This is a genomic window from Stagnihabitans tardus, from assembly GCF_009925085.1.
Classification (GTDB): domain Bacteria; phylum Pseudomonadota; class Alphaproteobacteria; order Rhodobacterales; family Rhodobacteraceae; genus Stagnihabitans; species Stagnihabitans tardus.
The window spans coordinates 90,407-105,818 of sequence record NZ_JAABNR010000008.1; the positions used below are offsets into that span (position 1 = coordinate 90,407).

At 66.2% G+C, this 15,412-nt stretch carries 20 protein-coding genes; 19 read left to right on the forward strand and 1 reads right to left on the reverse strand.

Going from position 1 to position 15,412, the window contains the following annotated elements:
* Positions 1-172: 172 nt before the first annotated feature.
* The 4 genes from fabZ to lpxB are packed head-to-tail and all read left to right on the forward strand — an operon-like array spanning position 173 to position 3,310.
* Complete coding sequence (fabZ, locus tag GV832_RS09955) at positions 173-628, forward strand: 3-hydroxyacyl-ACP dehydratase FabZ (RefSeq protein ID WP_168774703.1); 456 nt, start codon at positions 173-175, stop codon at positions 626-628.
* The gene (lpxA, locus tag GV832_RS09960; RefSeq protein ID WP_168774704.1) at positions 628-1,410 is read left to right on the forward strand and encodes an acyl-ACP--UDP-N-acetylglucosamine O-acyltransferase; all 783 of its coding nucleotides are present in this window, start codon (positions 628-630) and stop codon (positions 1,408-1,410) included. The genes fabZ and lpxA overlap by 1 nt, the downstream gene beginning before the upstream one ends.
* Positions 1,407-2,201, forward strand: coding sequence for an LpxI family protein (locus GV832_RS09965; protein ID WP_168774705.1), 795 nt, complete (start codon positions 1,407-1,409; stop codon positions 2,199-2,201). The genes lpxA and GV832_RS09965 overlap by 4 nt, the downstream gene beginning before the upstream one ends.
* On the forward strand, positions 2,198-3,310 hold the full coding sequence (lpxB, locus tag GV832_RS09970) for a lipid-A-disaccharide synthase (protein WP_168774816.1): 1,113 nt from the start codon (positions 2,198-2,200) through the stop codon (positions 3,308-3,310). Before GV832_RS09965 ends, lpxB begins: the two co-directional genes overlap by 4 nt.
* Before the next feature lie 152 nt (positions 3,311-3,462).
* On the opposite strand, the gene GV832_RS09975 is transcribed toward lpxB, so the two are convergent.
* Positions 3,463-5,124, reverse strand: a complete 1,662-nt coding sequence (locus GV832_RS09975) for a glycoside hydrolase family 3 protein (RefSeq protein WP_168774706.1) — start codon at positions 5,122-5,124, stop codon at positions 3,463-3,465.
* A gap of 274 nt (positions 5,125-5,398) precedes the next feature.
* On the opposite strand from GV832_RS09975, the gene GV832_RS09980 reads away from it, so the two are divergent.
* The 15 genes from GV832_RS09980 to GV832_RS10050 all read left to right on the forward strand — a co-directional run bounded on the left by GV832_RS09980 (position 5,399) and on the right by GV832_RS10050 (position 15,412).
* Positions 5,399-6,157, forward strand: a complete 759-nt coding sequence (locus tag GV832_RS09980) for a sulfite exporter TauE/SafE family protein (RefSeq protein ID WP_168774707.1) — start codon at positions 5,399-5,401, stop codon at positions 6,155-6,157.
* 301 nt (positions 6,158-6,458) lie between these two features.
* A complete protein-coding gene (locus tag GV832_RS09985) occupies positions 6,459-7,109 on the forward strand; it encodes a helix-turn-helix domain-containing protein (RefSeq protein ID WP_168774708.1) in 651 nt (216 codons plus the stop codon).
* Between the two features lie 19 nt (positions 7,110-7,128).
* Entirely contained in the window at positions 7,129-7,323 is a 195-nt protein-coding gene (locus GV832_RS09990; RefSeq protein WP_168774709.1) for a helix-turn-helix transcriptional regulator, read from the forward strand.
* An 88-nt stretch (positions 7,324-7,411) separates the two neighbouring features.
* Entirely contained in the window at positions 7,412-8,614 is a 1,203-nt protein-coding gene (locus GV832_RS09995; protein ID WP_168774710.1) for a phage portal protein, read from the forward strand.
* Complete coding sequence (locus GV832_RS10000) at positions 8,601-9,002, forward strand: hypothetical protein (protein ID WP_168774711.1); 402 nt, start codon at positions 8,601-8,603, stop codon at positions 9,000-9,002. The genes GV832_RS09995 and GV832_RS10000 overlap by 14 nt, the downstream gene beginning before the upstream one ends.
* Complete coding sequence (locus tag GV832_RS10005) at positions 8,986-10,557, forward strand: phage major capsid protein (protein ID WP_227754345.1); 1,572 nt, start codon at positions 8,986-8,988, stop codon at positions 10,555-10,557. Before GV832_RS10000 ends, GV832_RS10005 begins: the two co-directional genes overlap by 17 nt.
* A gap of 1 nt (position 10,558) precedes the next feature.
* Positions 10,559-10,945 carry a hypothetical protein gene (locus GV832_RS10010; RefSeq protein ID WP_168774712.1) on the forward strand — a complete coding sequence of 129 codons (387 nt, stop codon included), beginning with the start codon at positions 10,559-10,561 and terminating at the stop codon, positions 10,943-10,945.
* On the forward strand, positions 10,945-11,289 hold the full coding sequence (locus tag GV832_RS10015; RefSeq protein WP_168774713.1) for an HNH endonuclease: 345 nt from the start codon (positions 10,945-10,947) through the stop codon (positions 11,287-11,289). Before GV832_RS10010 ends, GV832_RS10015 begins: the two co-directional genes overlap by 1 nt.
* 3 nt (positions 11,290-11,292) lie before the next feature.
* On the forward strand, positions 11,293-11,790 hold the full coding sequence (locus GV832_RS10020) for a hypothetical protein (RefSeq protein ID WP_168774714.1): 498 nt from the start codon (positions 11,293-11,295) through the stop codon (positions 11,788-11,790).
* A 112-nt stretch (positions 11,791-11,902) separates the two neighbouring features.
* Positions 11,903-12,214, forward strand: a complete 312-nt coding sequence (locus GV832_RS10025; RefSeq protein ID WP_168774715.1) for a head-tail connector protein — start codon at positions 11,903-11,905, stop codon at positions 12,212-12,214.
* Between the two features lies 1 nt (position 12,215).
* Entirely contained in the window at positions 12,216-12,623 is a 408-nt protein-coding gene (locus GV832_RS10030) for an HK97-gp10 family putative phage morphogenesis protein (protein ID WP_168774716.1), read from the forward strand.
* A complete protein-coding gene (locus GV832_RS10035) occupies positions 12,620-13,036 on the forward strand; it encodes a DUF3168 domain-containing protein (RefSeq protein WP_168774717.1) in 417 nt (138 codons plus the stop codon). Before GV832_RS10030 ends, GV832_RS10035 begins: the two co-directional genes overlap by 4 nt.
* The gene (locus GV832_RS10040; protein WP_168774718.1) at positions 13,033-13,359 is read left to right on the forward strand and encodes a phage head completion protein; all 327 of its coding nucleotides are present in this window, start codon (positions 13,033-13,035) and stop codon (positions 13,357-13,359) included. The genes GV832_RS10035 and GV832_RS10040 overlap by 4 nt, the downstream gene beginning before the upstream one ends.
* Positions 13,356-13,826 carry a phage terminase small subunit P27 family gene (locus GV832_RS10045; protein WP_168774719.1) on the forward strand — a complete coding sequence of 157 codons (471 nt, stop codon included), beginning with the start codon at positions 13,356-13,358 and terminating at the stop codon, positions 13,824-13,826. The genes GV832_RS10040 and GV832_RS10045 overlap by 4 nt, the downstream gene beginning before the upstream one ends.
* Positions 13,790-15,412, forward strand: coding sequence for a terminase large subunit (locus tag GV832_RS10050; RefSeq protein ID WP_168774720.1), 1,623 nt, complete (start codon positions 13,790-13,792; stop codon positions 15,410-15,412). Before GV832_RS10045 ends, GV832_RS10050 begins: the two co-directional genes overlap by 37 nt.

The window sequence follows — 15,412 nt, forward strand, 5'->3', positions numbered from 1 at the left end:
CCCTCCCCCGACCCTGCGCACCGGACCCTGCGCTCCCTCCCCGCCGCGTAGCCCGGGGTATACCCCGGGCCTCCTTCTCCAAACCCACCCGCCATGGCGCTGCCAACAGCCCCCCGCTTGTCCTGTCCCTTCTCCCCTGCTACTCAGGCCCAAAGACGTTCAGGGGGATTTCATGACCGCAGCCGCCACCACCGCCGATCTGGAACTGATCAAGCGGATCATCCCGCATCGCTATCCGTTCCTCCTGATCGACAAGGTGCGCGACGTGGTGATCAACGAGAGCTGCGTCGGCATCAAATGCGTCACCAACACCGAGCCGCATTTCCAGGGCCATTTCCCCGACATGCCCATCATGCCCGGCGTCATGATCATCGAGGCCATGGCCCAGACCTCCGGCGTGCTGGTCGGCCTGTCCATGGACCTGGTCGACAAGCAGGCCAAGGTCTTCTTCATGGGCGTCGATGCGGTGAAATTCCGCCGCAAGGTCGTGCCGGGCGATGTCCTTGAGCTCCATGTCAAGGCGCTGCGCGGTGGCGGCAAGGTCTGGAAATTCGAAGGCAAGGCCATGGTCGATGGTGAACTGGCCACCGAGGCCACCTTCACCGCCATGTTCGATCTGCCGAAGTAATGCCGGTCGTCGTCCATCCTTCGTCGGTGATCGAGCCCGGGGCGCAACTGGGCGAGAATGTCACCGTGGGCCCCTTCTGCCTCGTGGGCCCCGAGGTCACGCTTGGCGACGGGGTCGAGCTGAAATCCCATGCCGTGGTCTCGGGCTGGACCGAGGTCGGCGCGGGCACGGTGATCTTTCCCCATGCGACGGTCGGCGGCGTGCCGCAGGATCTGAAATACAAGGGCGAACGCACGCGGCTTATCGTGGGCCAAAGGAACCGCATCCGCGAGGGCGCGACCCTGAACCTCGGCACCGAGGGCGGGGGCGGGGTCACGCGCGTGGGCGAAGACAACCTCTTCATGGCGGGCAGCCATGTCGGCCATGACTCGGTCGTGGGCAACCGCGTCGTGGTGGCCAATTGCGCCGCCATCGCGGGCCACTGCCAGATCGGCGACGACGTGATCCTGGGTGGGCTTTGCGGCATCCACCAATGGGTCCGCATCGGGCGCGGCGCCATCATTGGCGCCCTGACCATGGTGACCAATGACGTGATCCCTTACGGCCTCGTGCAGGCCCCGCGCGGAGAGCTGGACGGGCTGAACCTGGTGGGGCTGAAGCGCCGGGGCCTGGACCGCGCCGCCATCACGGCCTTGCGCCATGCCTTTGACGAGCTCGCCCGGGGCGAGGGCTCCTTCCAGGACCGCGCCCGGCGCCTGGCGGATGCCGTGACGCCCGAAGTGGCCGAGATCGCCGCCTTCGTCCTCGGGTCCTCGGACCGCAGCTTCCTGACGCCGAAATGAGCGGTCCGGCGAAACTGGCCCTGATCGCCGGAGCCGGGGGCCTGCCCGGAGCGGTCCTGGCCGCCTTGCCCCGGCGCCCCTATCTTTGCGCGCTCGAGGGATTTGCCGCCGATGCGACCCCCGATGTGACCCTGCGGGCCGAGCGGCTGATCCCCTTCCTGCATCACCTGAGGGAAGAGGGCATCACCGAGGTCTGTCTCGTGGGCGCCGTCCGCCGCCCGCGCATGGACCCCGCGCTCTTCGACCCTGCCACGGCCATGCTGGTCCCCGCCATGATCGCGGCCTTTGCCGCCGGGGACGATGCGACGCTGCGCTTCTTCCTCGGCCTTCTCGAGGAGCACGGGCTTGAGGTCCGGGGCGTCGATGAGCTGGCGCCGGGGCTCTTGCCCGGCCCGGGGCTCTTGGCGGGCAGCCTGCCGCCCCAGGCCGAGGCCGATGCGACCCGCGCTGCCGCCATCGTGGCGGCTCTGGGGGCCGTGGATGTGGGCCAGGCCTGCGTCGTCGCGGGGGGCCTGTGCCTCGGGGTCGAGGCCTTGCCCGGCACCGATGCGCTGCTCTCCCAGGTGGCGGCCTGCGCGCCGCAATCCGGCAAGGGGCTCCTGTTCAAGGGCGCCAAGCCGGGCCAGGACCGCCGCGTCGATCTGCCGACCGTCGGCCTGGCGACGGTCCAGGGCATCGCCCGCGCCGGTCTTGCAGGGCTGGTGATCGAGGCGGGCTCGGTCATCCTTCTCGACCGGGACCAGGTCCTGGACTTCGCCGCCGCCCAAGGGCTTTTCCTGTGGGCGCGCTGAGCTTCTTCCTGGTGGCCGGAGAGCCCTCGGGCGACAAGCTTGGCGCCGCGCTGATGGCGGGGCTGAAAGAGCTCTCCCCGGGCGTGACCTTCCAGGGCGTGGGCGGGCCCTTGATGCAAGAGCAGGGGATGGTGTCACTCTTCCCGATGGAAGAGCTCTCGATCATGGGCCTGGCCGAGGTCCTGCCCAAGTATTTCCACCTCAAGCGCCGCATCCGCGAGACGGCCGAAGCCTGCCTGGCCGCCAATCCCGCCGCTCTCATCACCATCGACAGCCCGGATTTCTGCCTGTGGGTGGCGGGGCTGGTGAAGGCCGCGACGCCCCTGCGCACGATCCATTACGTCGCGCCCTCGGTCTGGGCCTGGCGCCCGGGGCGTGCGCGCAAGATGGCCCGGGTGATCGACCATGTCCTGGCTTTGCTGCCCTTCGAGCCGCCCCTGATGACCTCCGCCGGCATGACCTGCGATTTCGTGGGCCATCCGGTCGTGGCCGAGCCGCGGGCCTCCAAGGCCGAGCTTGCGCTGATCCCCGGCGGCGATCCGCTGGTCCTGTGTCTGCCCGGCTCACGCCGGGGCGAGATCCTGCGCCTTGCCCCAAGGATGGGAGAGACTCTGACCGCGCTGAAGGCCCGCCATCCCGGGGTCAGGGCCGTGCTGCCGACCCTGCCGCATCTGAAGGCCCTCATCGAGGAGATGACCCAGGACTGGCCCGTTCCGCCGCAGATCACCACGGATCCGGCCGAAAAGCGCGCGGCCTTTGGCCTGGCCGATGTGGCGCTTGCGGCTTCGGGCACCGTCAGCCTGGAATTGGCCGCCAACCAATGCCCCATGGTCATCGCCTATGACCTGCATCCGATCACGCTGTGGCTGATGCGGCGCATGTCCCTGACCGACACCTATACTCTGGTGAACCTGGTCTCCGAGACGCGCCATATCCCTGAATATATCGGCGAAGACTTCCTGCCCGGCCCGGTCGCCAAGGCGCTGGAGCGGGTCCTGGCCAATCCCGGACCGCAAGAGGATGCCATGGCGCTCACCATGGTGCGCCTGGGGCTAGGCGCCGAGCCCCCCGGCCTGCGCGCCGCAAGGTCCGTCCTCGCGCATCTTTAGCCTTTCACCCGTCCCCAAATATCCACGGGGATTTTCAAGGGGAGCGTGCTCCCCTTGAAGCGGGGGGCTCGGGGGGCTTGCGGCCCCCCGATTGCGGGGGTGCGGGGGCGGCAGCCCCCGCTTCGGGCGACGGCGTCAGCCGGCGCAATCCCTCAATACCGCGCATCCCCCAAGCCACAAAACGGATCCACCGGCGTCCCCGTCCCCCAGTCCGCCCGCCCCATCAAGCACTCCACCACCGCCCTTTGCATCGAGGGCATCGTGGCCCAAGCATTCACATAGCAGGGCACGCGGGGCGCATCGTAAAGGTAATAGGGCCAGCCGAAAGAGATCATGACCGTCGGGATATCATGCCAGCGCCGCGCCATTGCCTCGCCGAAATGGCCGGTCAGCTTCAGCCAATCGAGGAAGATATGGCTGCGGGTCAACAGCGTCTCCTCGCCGAAGAGATAAAGCATCAGGTCCCAGTCCTCCGGCACCACCTTCATCCCCGGGGCAAACATCGTCACCTCGAAGCCTTCCGCCTTCAGCATCTCCGGCAGGTCAAAGGGCAGGGGATGGGGCACGAAGGGCACGACCACCCCGCCCGAGACCACCAGGACCCGCCGATGGCGCGCGGGCGACAGGGGCAGCGTCGCGCGCACATCCTTCACCAGGTGCGGCGCGCGCTGCGTCACCGCCATGGCCGCCTCGCGCGCCTCCGCCCGGCCCAAAGCCGCGCGGTCGACCTTGAAGGGCCCCGCCACATGCAGCCCCGCCCAGGCCTTCAGCCCCAGGACCCGCGTCAGCGCCTCATCGAGCCGCCGCTCCGAGATCCGCCCCTCCGCCACCGCCACCTTGATGCGCGCCACATCGGCCTCGGCATCGGTGGAGAACAGGATGATGTCGCAGCCATTCTCGATCACCTCGGGCAGCATCTCGTCCCGGCTCGCCCAGGCGCCAAACCCCGCCATCGGCGTTGCATCCGAGACGATGACCCCGTTGAACCCCAGCTCCCCGCGCAGAAGGTCGATGTTCAAGGCCCGGTTGACCGAGGCCGGACGGTAAGCCTCCACCCCCGCGCCGCCATAGGCCGGCAGGGCGATATGGGCCGACATGACCGACATGACCCCCGCCTTGATCGCATTGCCGTAAAGCCGACCGAAGGTGGCCCGCCACTCTTCCATCGACAGCGGATTGATCGTGGTCACCAGGTGCTGGTCGCGGTCGTCATAGCCCTCGCCCGGCCAGTGCTTGACCGTGGCCGCCACGCCAAGCGACTGGAATTCGTCGATCTGCGCCAGGGCCTGGGCCTCGACCGTGTCGATATCGGCGCCGAAGCCACGCGTCGCCACGATGGCCGACCGCCAGGCCTTGTTCAGATCCACGACCGGGGTAAAGCTCCAGTTGATGCCCACGGCCCGCGCCTCGGTCCCCATGATCCGCGCGATGCGGCGGCTCGCCTGCAGGTCATTCACCGCCGCCAGCGCGATGGGGTTCGGCACCTCGGTCCCCACGGCAAGGCTCATCCGGCTGCCCTCGAGGTCGGCCGAGACCAGGAGCGGCACATTGGCCTGCCCTTGAGCCGCCTCGATGAAACCCGCCTCGTAATCGAGGTCCGGCGTATAGCTCCGCGTGATCCCGGCCGGTTTCAGGGCGCCAAGCCGCGCCAGCGCCTCGGGGTCCTGACCCATGGAGTGAAAGACGAAGAGCTGGCCGACCTTCTCTTCGGGCGAGAGCCGCGCCTTGGTCTGGCGCACCCATTCGATGGACTCGGGGCCCAGGTTGAAGGGCGCGCGGGACAGGATTTCGGTTTCGGTATCAGTATGGGACATGGGGGTTCCTCCTCGCCGCAGGAAAGTCCGCCCCGCCAGGGAAAGCAAGCCCGCAGGAGCGCCCCGCCAACCGCCGTCCCCCGGTTTTCCGCCGCCGCACCCCCGCCAGGCCCCCGGAGACCAGGGCCCCCGGACCCGATCCCCAGTCGGCGGGGCCACCTCGACCCTGTCGCCCCAGGGTGCAGTCGGCGGGGCGCCGCCATCCGCCGCCGCGCCTTCCCCTGCAAGCCCCCATTGCAACTCCGCCCCGCCCGCGCCAAGGTCCGGGCCCATCATGACCCTGACCGAAATCCTGCTTCTCTATGCCGGCGGCCTTCTCGCGGGCGTCATCAATGTCATCGTCGGAGGCGCAGGCTTTCTGACCTTCCCCCTCCTCCTCGCCGCCGGGATGACCGAGATCGAGGCCAATGCCTCGAATTTCGTCGCCGTTCTGCCCGCCAACCTGGTGGGCACCTGGGTCTATCGCCACGAGATGAAGGTCATCCCCCATCTGCCGCTGCGCCTGGGACTGGCCGCCACCGGAGGGCTCCTGGGCGCGGTTCTCCTGATCACGACGGGCGAGCAGAGCTTCCAGGCCGCCATCCCCTGGCTCCTCCTTTTCGCCACGACCTCCTTCGCCGTGGGCCCCACGATTCGCGCAGGGGTCGAGCGCCTGGGCAGCTTCGACCGTGGCCGCTGGCTTGGCCTGCAACTGGCGCTGGAATTCGGCGTCTATGTCTATTCGGGTTACTTCGGCCTTGGCATGGGGATCATCCTCTTTGCCATCTACGGCGTCTTCACCACCATGACGATCCACGAGGGCAACGCGGTCCGCAACATCACGACCTCGGTTTCGAGCCTGGTGGCGATCGGGCTTTTCATCCGCGGCGGGCTGATCGACTGGGGGCCTGCGCTGATCATGATGGCGGGCGCGGTCTGTGGCGGCTATGTCGCGGTCAAGGTCGCCCGCAGCATCCCCGCCGTCGTGGTTCGCCGCAGCATCCTCGTCTGGGCCGTGGTCCTGACCGCCGTCGCCTTCTGGCGCTACCTCTGACGCAAGGCCCGGCACCGCGCCCGGCGCGGCCCTGCAAGTATCTGAACTGGAAGGGAACCTTGGAGGCGGGTACCGGAATCGAACCGGTCTACACGGATTTGCAATCCAGTAGACTTTGCAGGCGCAGCAACGCCCTACGCTGAAAAGCGTATCGGGACAAACGGCGACCATTTGGGGAACCTGATACAGGGGGGTTCCCGTGGCTAGGGTCATCCAATTGAACGGCCAGAGGCCGGGCGGGTGGGCCAAGGATCGGTGGGAATGGCTGAAGCGCGTGAGGCGGGATGACCGCTTGGCGCCCATGACCCGCCTGATAGCGCACGCCCTGGGGTTCGGCTTTGCCAACTGGGATAACGGCGAGTGCCGCCCGGGACATGCCGCCATTGCGGAAGATTGTGGAACTTCCATTCGCACGGTCGAACGGTCCATGGCCGAACTTGAGCGCGGTGGGTGGGTGGTTCGGATCGGTCGGGAAGCGCCCGGCCTCTCGGCCCTGATCCGGTTTTCCTTCCCCGAACGCCCGCCAGAAATGGCGGCCGAACGCCCGCCAGAAATGGCGGCCGAACGCCCGCCAGAAATGGCGGGCGACGAAGATCAACGCCCGCCAAATCTGTCGTCAACGCCCGCCAAATCTGGCGGGACATATAAGGAAGAACCAAAATTGAACCATAAAACACGCCTGCCCCTGCACGCTACCCGCGTCACTGTTCCGGGGGGTGCGAGGCCCACGCCGCTGCAAGCCCTGGTTGGCATCAACAGCGAGGCCAGGGCCGATTGGGACGAGTGGCTGAGGTCGCATGGCTTCCCGACCCTGGACAAGATCGGCCAGCATATCCCCCACGCCGGGGCGGTGTATTTCGATATGCCCTGGCGCTACCCGCCCCGGGCAGACGACGAGGCGTCCACCCGCACCGCTGGCAGGTTCGCTGAGTGGCTGAGAATTAGGGCCTGAGAAAATGACGGGGGCAGGGATGAACGAAAACGGCGCAAAGCTGGAAGGTGTGAAGCGGATTGCTGACTTCCTCGGGGTGGACGAAAGCACGGTGCGGCGGTGGATCAAGAACCCGAAAAGGGGGGCGCCGATCCGCAAGTTGGGCGGGCGCTATTTCGCCTGGGAGGCCGATCTTGTGAACTGGCTTTCGGGGCAGGGCCTCTTGCCCGCCTAGTGATTGCCCGGTTTCGCCCGGTTCCGCCCGATTTTGCGCGGTTTGCGGGACTAGGCACAACCCCTAGGGGCGGGCGTAGAAAAGGAGCATGGAAAAGCAATCCCTCTTCGCCCGCCTCTTCCGCCCCTCGGCCAAGTCTGTGGCCGATCCCTGGGCCGATCTTTTCCAGCTTTTCGGCGTGGTCCAGACTTCCACCGGCGTGGCGATTTCGGCCGATGCGGCCGCCCGGGTGCCTGCGGTGGGCCATGCAATCCGCCTGATTTCCAACGCGGCGGCGATCCTGCCCCGGGTGGTCAAGAAGGTGGCTGAAGATGGCACCGAAACCCGCATGGCGGGGCATTGGGCGGAAGCCCTCTTGAACCGCCAAGCCAATGACTGGACTTCGGGCTTTGACCTGATCCGGGATTGCATGGTGGACGCCCTGACCGATGACCGGGGCGGCCTGATCTATGCCAACCGGTCATCCTCGGGCAAGGTGGTGGAGTTGATCCGCTATCGGTCGGGCGTCATGACGGTGGATTATCACCAGAAGACCGGCCAGCCGTTTTACCGGATGGAAAGCGCCCCGGTCGAGGCGGCCAAGGTGGTGCATCTGCGGCCGATCTTCGGCAAGTCGCCTCTCACCATGTTCCGGGAAGCCATCGGGATTGCGGTTGTCCTGGAGCAACACGCGGCCGCGCTTTTCAGCAAGGGGGCGCGGCCCTCGGGTGTTTTGTCGTTCCCAAAGGGGATGGGTCAAGACGCGGTGAACAAGGCGCGGGAAGGCTGGAGGGCGACCCATGAGGGCGCCGACCCCGGGGGGAAAACCGCAATCCTGTATGACGGGGCAGAGTTCAAGCCGCTGGCCTTCACGTCCACCGATGCGCAATTCATCGAAAACCGCAACTTCCAGATTTTGGAGGTTGCCCGGGCCTTCGGGGTGCCGCCGTCGATGCTTTACCAACTGGACCGCGCCACCTGGGGCAATACGGAACAGATGGGCAAGGAGTTTCTGGTGTGGTGCCTGGAACCGTGGCTTCAGGCCCTTGAAGGCGCCTTCACCCGGTGCCTTTTGGGCAAGGGCGATCTGGTCATCCGGTTTGACCGGGATGACATGACCCGCGCCGATCTGGTCACCCGCGCCACGGCAATTTCCTCTCTGACTTCGGCCCGGGTCATCAACCCCAATGAAGGCCGGGGATGGCTTGGCATGGCGCCCTATGCGGGCGGGGAAGAGTTTGCCAACCCGCATATCAACCCGGATCGGGACGGCGCCCCGGCCAAGAATGAGGCGCCGAATGGAACTCTCTGAAATCCTCTCGACTGTGGACGAGCAAAGCGCCGGGCGCTGGTTTGAAATCCTGCACCCGGTCGAGGGCGGGCCGCTGGGGCTGCGCCTGAAGCTGGCCGGGCCTGACAGTCGGCAACAGGCCGAAGCGCTGGCCATCATGACCGATGAATTGGCCGAAGCTGCGGACGCTGAAGGGCGCGTGACCGGGCAGGATCGGGAAGCCATCCGGCGCCGGTTCCTGGCGCGGATCGTGCTTGACTGGGAAGCCACGGAAGATGGCAAGCCGGTGCCCTTCAGCTTTTCGGCCGTTCTGAAGCTGATGGGCGTGGCCTATGTGCGGTCGCAGGTTGACGCTTACGGCGCGGCCCGGGCGCCCTATTTCGTGGGGGCTTATGATGCAGAGGCTTGAGTTCAAGGCGAAGGTCACGGCCGGGCTTGAAGGCCGGATCGAGGGCTTGGCCTCGGTCTTTGGTGCGCTGGATCGGGGCGGCGATGTGGTCCACAAGGGCGCCTTCGCCTCGGCCAAGGCGCCGATCCCGATGCTTGACAGCCATCACCCTGACGCCCCGATTGGGGTCTGGGAAGAGGTCACGGAAACGGCCGATGGGCTGGCCGTGAAAGGGCGCTTGCTGGTGCAAGAGGTGCCCCGGGCGGCCGAAGTGCTGGCCCTGATCGAGGCGGGCGCAATGCGTGGCCTGTCCATCGGATACATCGCCCGCAAGGCGGCCCGCCGTGCCAACGGGGTGCGCGATCTTACGGCGGTTGAACTCGTGGAAATCAGTGTGGTGGCGGTGCCGATGTGCCCCGGCGCCGATATCAGCGCGGTGAAATCCGCAGAAGGGGAAACCATGACCAAGGAAGAACTGGCCAAGATGCTGGCCGAACTCGGCATCACGGCCGAGCAAAAGGCCTTCGACCCGGCCAAGGCCATGGCCGACGCGGTGGCGGCCGCCGTGGCGCCCGTGGCGGCCAAGCTGGAAGAGGTCGAGACCAAGTTGAACCGCCCGGGCGGCATCGGCGGGGCGCCTGCCAAGGAACGCTCGGCCGAGTTCAAGGCCTTCTCGGCATACCTGATCCGGGGGCCTCACCTGGACCAAACCGAACTGAAGCTTCTGAGCGTGGCCAGCGACCCCAACGGCGGCTATCTGGCATCGCCCGAGTTCTCTTCGGAGGTCTTGCGCGATCTGGTGGACATGTCGCCCATGCGGTCCATCGCGTCCATCCGGGGCACCAACGCGCCCTCGGTGATCTATCCGACCCGCAAGCCGATGGGCAACGCGACCTGGGATGATGACACCACGGCCGAACCGGAAACCTCGGTCACGAACATCTTCGGGCAACTGGAAATCATCCCGCGCGGGATTTCCACCTTCGTGGATATCCCCAACACCCTTCTTCAGGACGCCCCGGCCGTCGAGGCTGAAGTGCGGGCGGCGCTGGCCGAAGATTTCGCCAAGAAGGAAAGCGTGGCCTTCGTCAACGGCGACGGCATCGCGGCCCCGGAAGGTCTCATGACCAACGCGGATATCGTGTCGTTCAACAACGGCGCCACCACGTTCACTTCGCCGGATGGCCTGATCAAGTTCCTCTATTCCTTCGCCCCGTCCTATCGCAATCGGGGCGTCTGGGCGATGAACGGGACGACGCTGGGCATTCTGCGGACCATGAAGGGCACGGATGGGCAAATGATCTGGCAGCGGTCCCTTGCGGAAGGCCAGCCGGAAACGATCCTGGGCCGCCCCGTGGTCGAAATGATCGACATGCCCGACATCGCGGCCAACGCAACGCCCATCATCTACGGCGACTTCTCGGGCTATCGCATTCTGGACCGGCTGGCCCTGTCCATGCTGGTGGACCCCTACAGCCAAGCGACCCTGAAGCGCACCCGCTACCATGCCGGGCGCCGGGTCGGGGGCCGCGTCATTCAGGCGGCCAAGTTCAAGAAACTCAAGATGGCGGTGTAACATGCAGTATCGTGACCAATATTCGCAACAGGCGGTGCGAACCTCGGTGGTTCCGCAGGCCATCGCGGCCGCCAAGGCGGGAACCGCTGTGGACCTGGCCGGGGCGAAATCCTGCCTGATCCTGGCTTCCACCGGCGCCTTCGCCGGGGCTGAGGTCATCAGCGTCAAGCTGCAAGAGGCCGACGCCTCGGGCGGGCCGTGGTCGGATGTTCCGGCCGCCTATGTGCAGTCGGACGCCCCGGCGTCTCTGGCGGCAAGCTTCAGCTACCGCCTGGGCTATCTGGGCGGCAAGCGCTTCGTGCGGCCGATGTTCGTCTGGACCTCCGGCACCTCGGCGCAGGTTGCCGCCTTGGCCGTGGTCGAGCCGCTCGTTCGCCCCGTGCCCTGATGCCCACGAAAGCCCCGCGCCTGTGCCCTTGCGGAAAGGTGATCCCCTCGGGGGAGCGCTGCACCTGTGAGCGCAAGGCAGAGACGGCCCGGAAAGCGATCTATGACCGCAACCGGCCTTCTTCTTCGGCGCGGGGCTATACGGGGGCTTGGGACAAGGCCAAGCGGGCCTTCCTGGCCAAGCACAAGCACTGTGTGCGCTGCGGCAAAGACGCGGACACGGTGGACCATATCAAGCCCCATCGGCAGGACCGGGAATTGTTCTGGGATAGGGCCAACTGGCAGGCCCTTTGCGCGTCCTGTCACAACAGCACCAAGCAGCGCGAAGAGCGCAAAGGAGGCTAAACCATGGCGGTTTACACGATTGCCGGTTCCAAGTTTGAGGTGGGCATCGCTGGCCCGCTTCAGAACACGGACTATGTGGCGGCGGATTTCACGGGCGCGACCAAGCCGCTTTCGGCGGTCAATGAAGTGGGTGAACCCGAGACCTTCGGCACTGTCTCCGATCCCTGGGATACGGAAGACTTCACCAACGTGACCTATGCCCGCACCCGTGTCTTCAAGACGGTGCGCAAGGGGTCCACGGTGGAACTGACCTGCGGCCTCGACCCGACCGACACGGGCCAAATCTTCATGCGCACGGCCTACGCGGCCACGCTGAACTATGGCTTCCGCCTGACCCTTGCGGACAAGCCCACGAGCGGCGCCACGCCCAAGAACTCCACCCGCATGTTCATGGGCACGGTCATCAACGTGGAAGATGACCCCTCGGGCAAGATCGGGAAGGTGAAGTTCACCATCCAAATCAACAGCAACATTGTCAGGACGGACGCAAGCCCGACCTGATCCGGGTGCCGGGCGGCAAGGGGGGGGGTGGTTCCCAACTTTGCCGCCCCCCATGGGGACCGGCGCGGGGTGTCTTGCGGCAGAAAGTCGCTAATTGGAGATTTTGGGGCAAATGGCAATCGTCACGCTGGCACAAGTCAAAGAGGAATTGGCCTTCACGGCCGACCTGGGCGCGACGGATGACGCCATGTTGACCGCGAAAATTGACGCGGCCCAAGATCACGTCGAGCGCCTCTTGGGTTACAAGATCGAAACCCAATACGGCACCGCGCCGGGGCAAGAGCCGATCCCGGCCAGCCTGCGCCAAGCCGTCATGTCCCTGGCGGCCCACTGGTATGAACAGCGCGGCGCGGTCGGGCGCGAGGCGGAAGCGCCCTACTGGATTGAAGATATCGTTTCGACCTATCGCGGGTGGACCTTCTGACATGGGAGCCAATGGCCTTGCATCCTTCAAAGCCCGACTGTCGGGCATCCCGGCCGCCGTGCGCGAGACGCTGGCCGGTGATCTGGTCGAGGCGGCAACGGATGTTGCGGCGGCCGTGGCGCGGATTGCCCCGCGAGACGAGGGCGACTTGGCGGCCTCGGTCGCGGTCACGGGGCCGGGCCAGCCCACGCCGGAATACAGCCAACCGGGCGGGTCTTTCGTGGTCGGGACCAACGCGGCCGCCGTGACGGTCGGCAACAGCGAAGTGCGCTATCCGCACCTGGTCGAATACGGCACGACCAAGGCCCCGGCGCAGCCGTTTTTCTGGCCCGCCGTGAACGTGACGCGGGGGGCCGTCAAAGCCAAGATCAAGGCCGGTATGCGCCGGGCAATCAGGGGGGGCAAATGAGCGCGGACCTTGCCCTTCAGAAGGCCTTGCGGGCGCGGCTGGTGGCCACCTCGGCCGTTACCGCCCTTGTGCCTGCCTCGGCTATCCTGGACCGGCATACGGCCCCGGTGGTGGACCCGGCGTTGATCTTGGGCGAGACGGTCGAGGCCCTGGACCCCTCGGCCGCCTCGGATAACCGGGTCACGTTTGCCCATACCCTGCACGTCTGGAAGAAGGAGCCTTCCTTTACCGGTGCAAAGCTGATCGTGGCGGCTATCCGGGCGGCCCTGAAGGGCAATCGGCCCGCCCTTGAAAATGGCTACCATCTGGCCGGGTGGCGCGTGGCCTCGGCCCGGTTCCTGCGTGATCCTGATGGCCTGACCTCTCACGCGGTGGTGACGGTAGAGGCGACTGTGGGCGGGGGTGCGCTGTGAGGGTGGGCCGGTTCCGCGAGACGATCTTGATTGAGGCGGCCACGCCCGGCGCGGCTGATGGCTACGGCGCCCCGGCCGTTGCCTGGGCGCCCCGCTGCACCTTGCGGGCCGAGCTGGTGACGGCAGAGCGCGAGGGCGCCCCGGCCGGATCGGCGGGTAAGCGTGACAAGCGCACGGTGACCTTTCGGACCCGGGCCTTTGGCGGGGTCATGACCCGCGACCGGGTGACCTGGAAGGGCGACCTTTACACGGTCACGGCCGTCAAGTCGGGCGACTTCGCAGCGGCGGCGGGTATGGAACTGACCTGCGAGGCGCTGACATGAAGGGCCGGAAGCCTGAAGTGCGCGTGGCCCGGGATGCCCTGGGCGAAGTGCCGCCCCCCGAATGGCTGGGCGACTATGCCCAAGCCTATTGGGTCGAGGTGGTGCGCGACCTCTCGGCCCGCAAGATCCTGACCAATGACAACCTGCCCTCGGTGGCAAGCTATTGCATCGCCCTGGGCGCGGTGCGCGAGGCTGAAGAGGATATCCGGGAACTAGGCCGGGTGGTGAAGACCTACAGCGAAACCAAGAGCGGCGACGTGATCCTGACCGGCGTCAAGCCCAACCCGGCCGTCAAGCAGCGCGGGGACGCCATGTCCCTGGCCCTGCGTCTTGCGGCCGAACTTGGCGCCACGCCTATCAGCCGCAGCCGCCCGAGCCTTCCCGATGATGACGGGCAGGACGATCTTTTTGACTTTGAAGTGGACCCGACATGCTACGGCCAGCCTGGATTGATGCGCCAGAATTGATCCCCGATCCGATGGGATACGGGGAGCGGGCGGTTCGGTTTCTGCGGAAGCTGCGCCACCCAAAAAGCACCTTGCCGGGCAAGCCGTTTCAGCTTGACCCGTGGCAAGAGGCAATCATTCGGGCGATCTATGGACCCCGCGACGAGGCCGGGCGCCGGATCGTGCGCCGGGTGGTCTTGCTGGTGCCCCGGGGCAATCGGAAAACCTCTTTGGCGGCAGCAATCACCCTCTTGCACCTGATCGGGCCGGAACGGCAACCCGGTCAACTGGTGGTTTCGGCCGCCTCGGCCCATGAGCAGGCGCGGGAACTCTTCGGGGAAGCGGCCATGATCGTGCAGGACGATCCCCGGTTGCGGGGCAAGCTGGCGGTGCGGGATTACATGAGCCGGATTGCCTACACCGGCACGGAAGGGAGCGCCCGGGGGTCGCGGTATCTGGCCGTTGCGGCCGATGGCAACGCCCTGCATGGCAAGACGCCCAATGTCGTTCTGATGGACGAGTTGCACGCCTGGGCGGGCGGCAAGGGGCAGTTGCAATATGAGGCCCTGGATAGCGCCTTGGTGAAGGTGCCCGGAACCCTGTCGGTGATCCTCTCGACCTCGGGCCGGGGGCAGGAAAACCTTGCTTGGCGGGCGGTGGAATATGCGATCCGGGTGCAGAAGGGCCAGATTGATGACCCCGCGACCCTTCCCGTGATCTTCATGGCCGAACCTGAAGACGATTGGCGGGATGAAGCCCTTTGGGCGGCCCTCAATCCTGGGATGCGCCACGGTTACCCGGACCTTTACGCCTTCCGCGACAAGGCCAAGAAGGCCGAGTTTTCGCCCTTTGAGCGGGAAAGCTTCCAACAATTCAACCTGAACCGCTGGCTTGACCAATCGACTTCGCCATTCGTTGACATGGCGGTTTACGATCAAGGCGCCTGGGAAGTGGACCTTGACGACCTGGAAATGGAGCAAGCGCCGTGCTGGATCGGCGTTGACCTGTCCAAGAATGACGACCTTACGGCCGTTGTCGCCTGTTGGCGGGGCGAAGATGGGGGATACACGGTCCACCCGTGGTTTTTCTGCCCGGAAGAGAGCCTACGGCGCCGGGGCGAGTTGCACGGGGTGGACTATGTGACCTGGGCGGAAGATGGCCATATCATCCCGACCCCGGGCAATACGGTGGACCTGCGGACGGTCGAAAGCCATATCCGCGACCTTTGCGCCCGGTTCAAGGTCGAGGAAATCGCCTTTGACCCCGCCTTTGGCCGGGTCATGATGGCCAACCTTGCCGAAGATGGCTTGCCCGCCGTGGAACATCGGCAAGGGTGGGTTTCCATGGGTCCAGCCGTCAAAGAGTTGGAACGGGTGATGTTGGCGGGCCTCTTCCGTCACGGCGGAAACCCGATCCTTCGGTGGAACTTTGAAAACGTCCAAGTCGAGACCGACAAGGCCGGGGTGCGCATGTTCCACAAGTCCAAGAGCGGGAACAAGATTGACGGGGCGGTTGCCTGCGCCATGGCCGTGGGCCGGGCCGCAATCGGGCAAGAGCGGTTCACGACCTCGGCCGCTTGGTTCAAAGATGACATGATGTGGGCCTGA

Bases quoted from the DNA above. Each gene is read 5' to 3' on its own strand.
- GV832_RS09985 (WP_168774708.1), top strand. From the start codon at position 6,459: ATGACCCGCCTGATAGCGCACGCCCTGGGGTTCGGCTTTGCCAACTGG.
- GV832_RS09990 (WP_168774709.1), top strand. From the start codon at position 7,129: ATGAACGAAAACGGCGCAAAGCTGGAAGGTGTGAAGCGGATTGCTGAC.
- GV832_RS09995 (WP_168774710.1), top strand. From the start codon at position 7,412: ATGGAAAAGCAATCCCTCTTCGCCCGCCTCTTCCGCCCCTCGGCCAAG.
- GV832_RS10020 (WP_168774714.1), top strand. From the start codon at position 11,293: ATGGCGGTTTACACGATTGCCGGTTCCAAGTTTGAGGTGGGCATCGCT.
- GV832_RS10030 (WP_168774716.1), top strand. From the start codon at position 12,216: ATGGGAGCCAATGGCCTTGCATCCTTCAAAGCCCGACTGTCGGGCATC.
- GV832_RS09965 (WP_168774705.1), top strand. From the start codon at position 1,407: ATGAGCGGTCCGGCGAAACTGGCCCTGATCGCCGGAGCCGGGGGCCTG.
- GV832_RS10015 (WP_168774713.1), top strand. From the start codon at position 10,945: ATGCCCACGAAAGCCCCGCGCCTGTGCCCTTGCGGAAAGGTGATCCCC.
- GV832_RS10005 (WP_227754345.1), top strand. From the start codon at position 8,986: ATGATGCAGAGGCTTGAGTTCAAGGCGAAGGTCACGGCCGGGCTTGAA.
- GV832_RS09975 (WP_168774706.1), bottom strand. From the start codon at position 5,124: ATGTCCCATACTGATACCGAAACCGAAATCCTGTCCCGCGCGCCCTTC.
- GV832_RS10025 (WP_168774715.1), top strand. From the start codon at position 11,903: ATGGCAATCGTCACGCTGGCACAAGTCAAAGAGGAATTGGCCTTCACG.
- GV832_RS10000 (WP_168774711.1), top strand. From the start codon at position 8,601: ATGGAACTCTCTGAAATCCTCTCGACTGTGGACGAGCAAAGCGCCGGG.
- GV832_RS10050 (WP_168774720.1), top strand. From the start codon at position 13,790: ATGCTACGGCCAGCCTGGATTGATGCGCCAGAATTGATCCCCGATCCG.
- lpxA (WP_168774704.1), top strand. From the start codon at position 628: ATGCCGGTCGTCGTCCATCCTTCGTCGGTGATCGAGCCCGGGGCGCAA.
- GV832_RS10045 (WP_168774719.1), top strand. From the start codon at position 13,356: ATGAAGGGCCGGAAGCCTGAAGTGCGCGTGGCCCGGGATGCCCTGGGC.
- GV832_RS09980 (WP_168774707.1), top strand. From the start codon at position 5,399: ATGACCCTGACCGAAATCCTGCTTCTCTATGCCGGCGGCCTTCTCGCG.
- GV832_RS10035 (WP_168774717.1), top strand. From the start codon at position 12,620: ATGAGCGCGGACCTTGCCCTTCAGAAGGCCTTGCGGGCGCGGCTGGTG.
- fabZ (WP_168774703.1), top strand. From the start codon at position 173: ATGACCGCAGCCGCCACCACCGCCGATCTGGAACTGATCAAGCGGATC.
- GV832_RS10010 (WP_168774712.1), top strand. From the start codon at position 10,559: ATGCAGTATCGTGACCAATATTCGCAACAGGCGGTGCGAACCTCGGTG.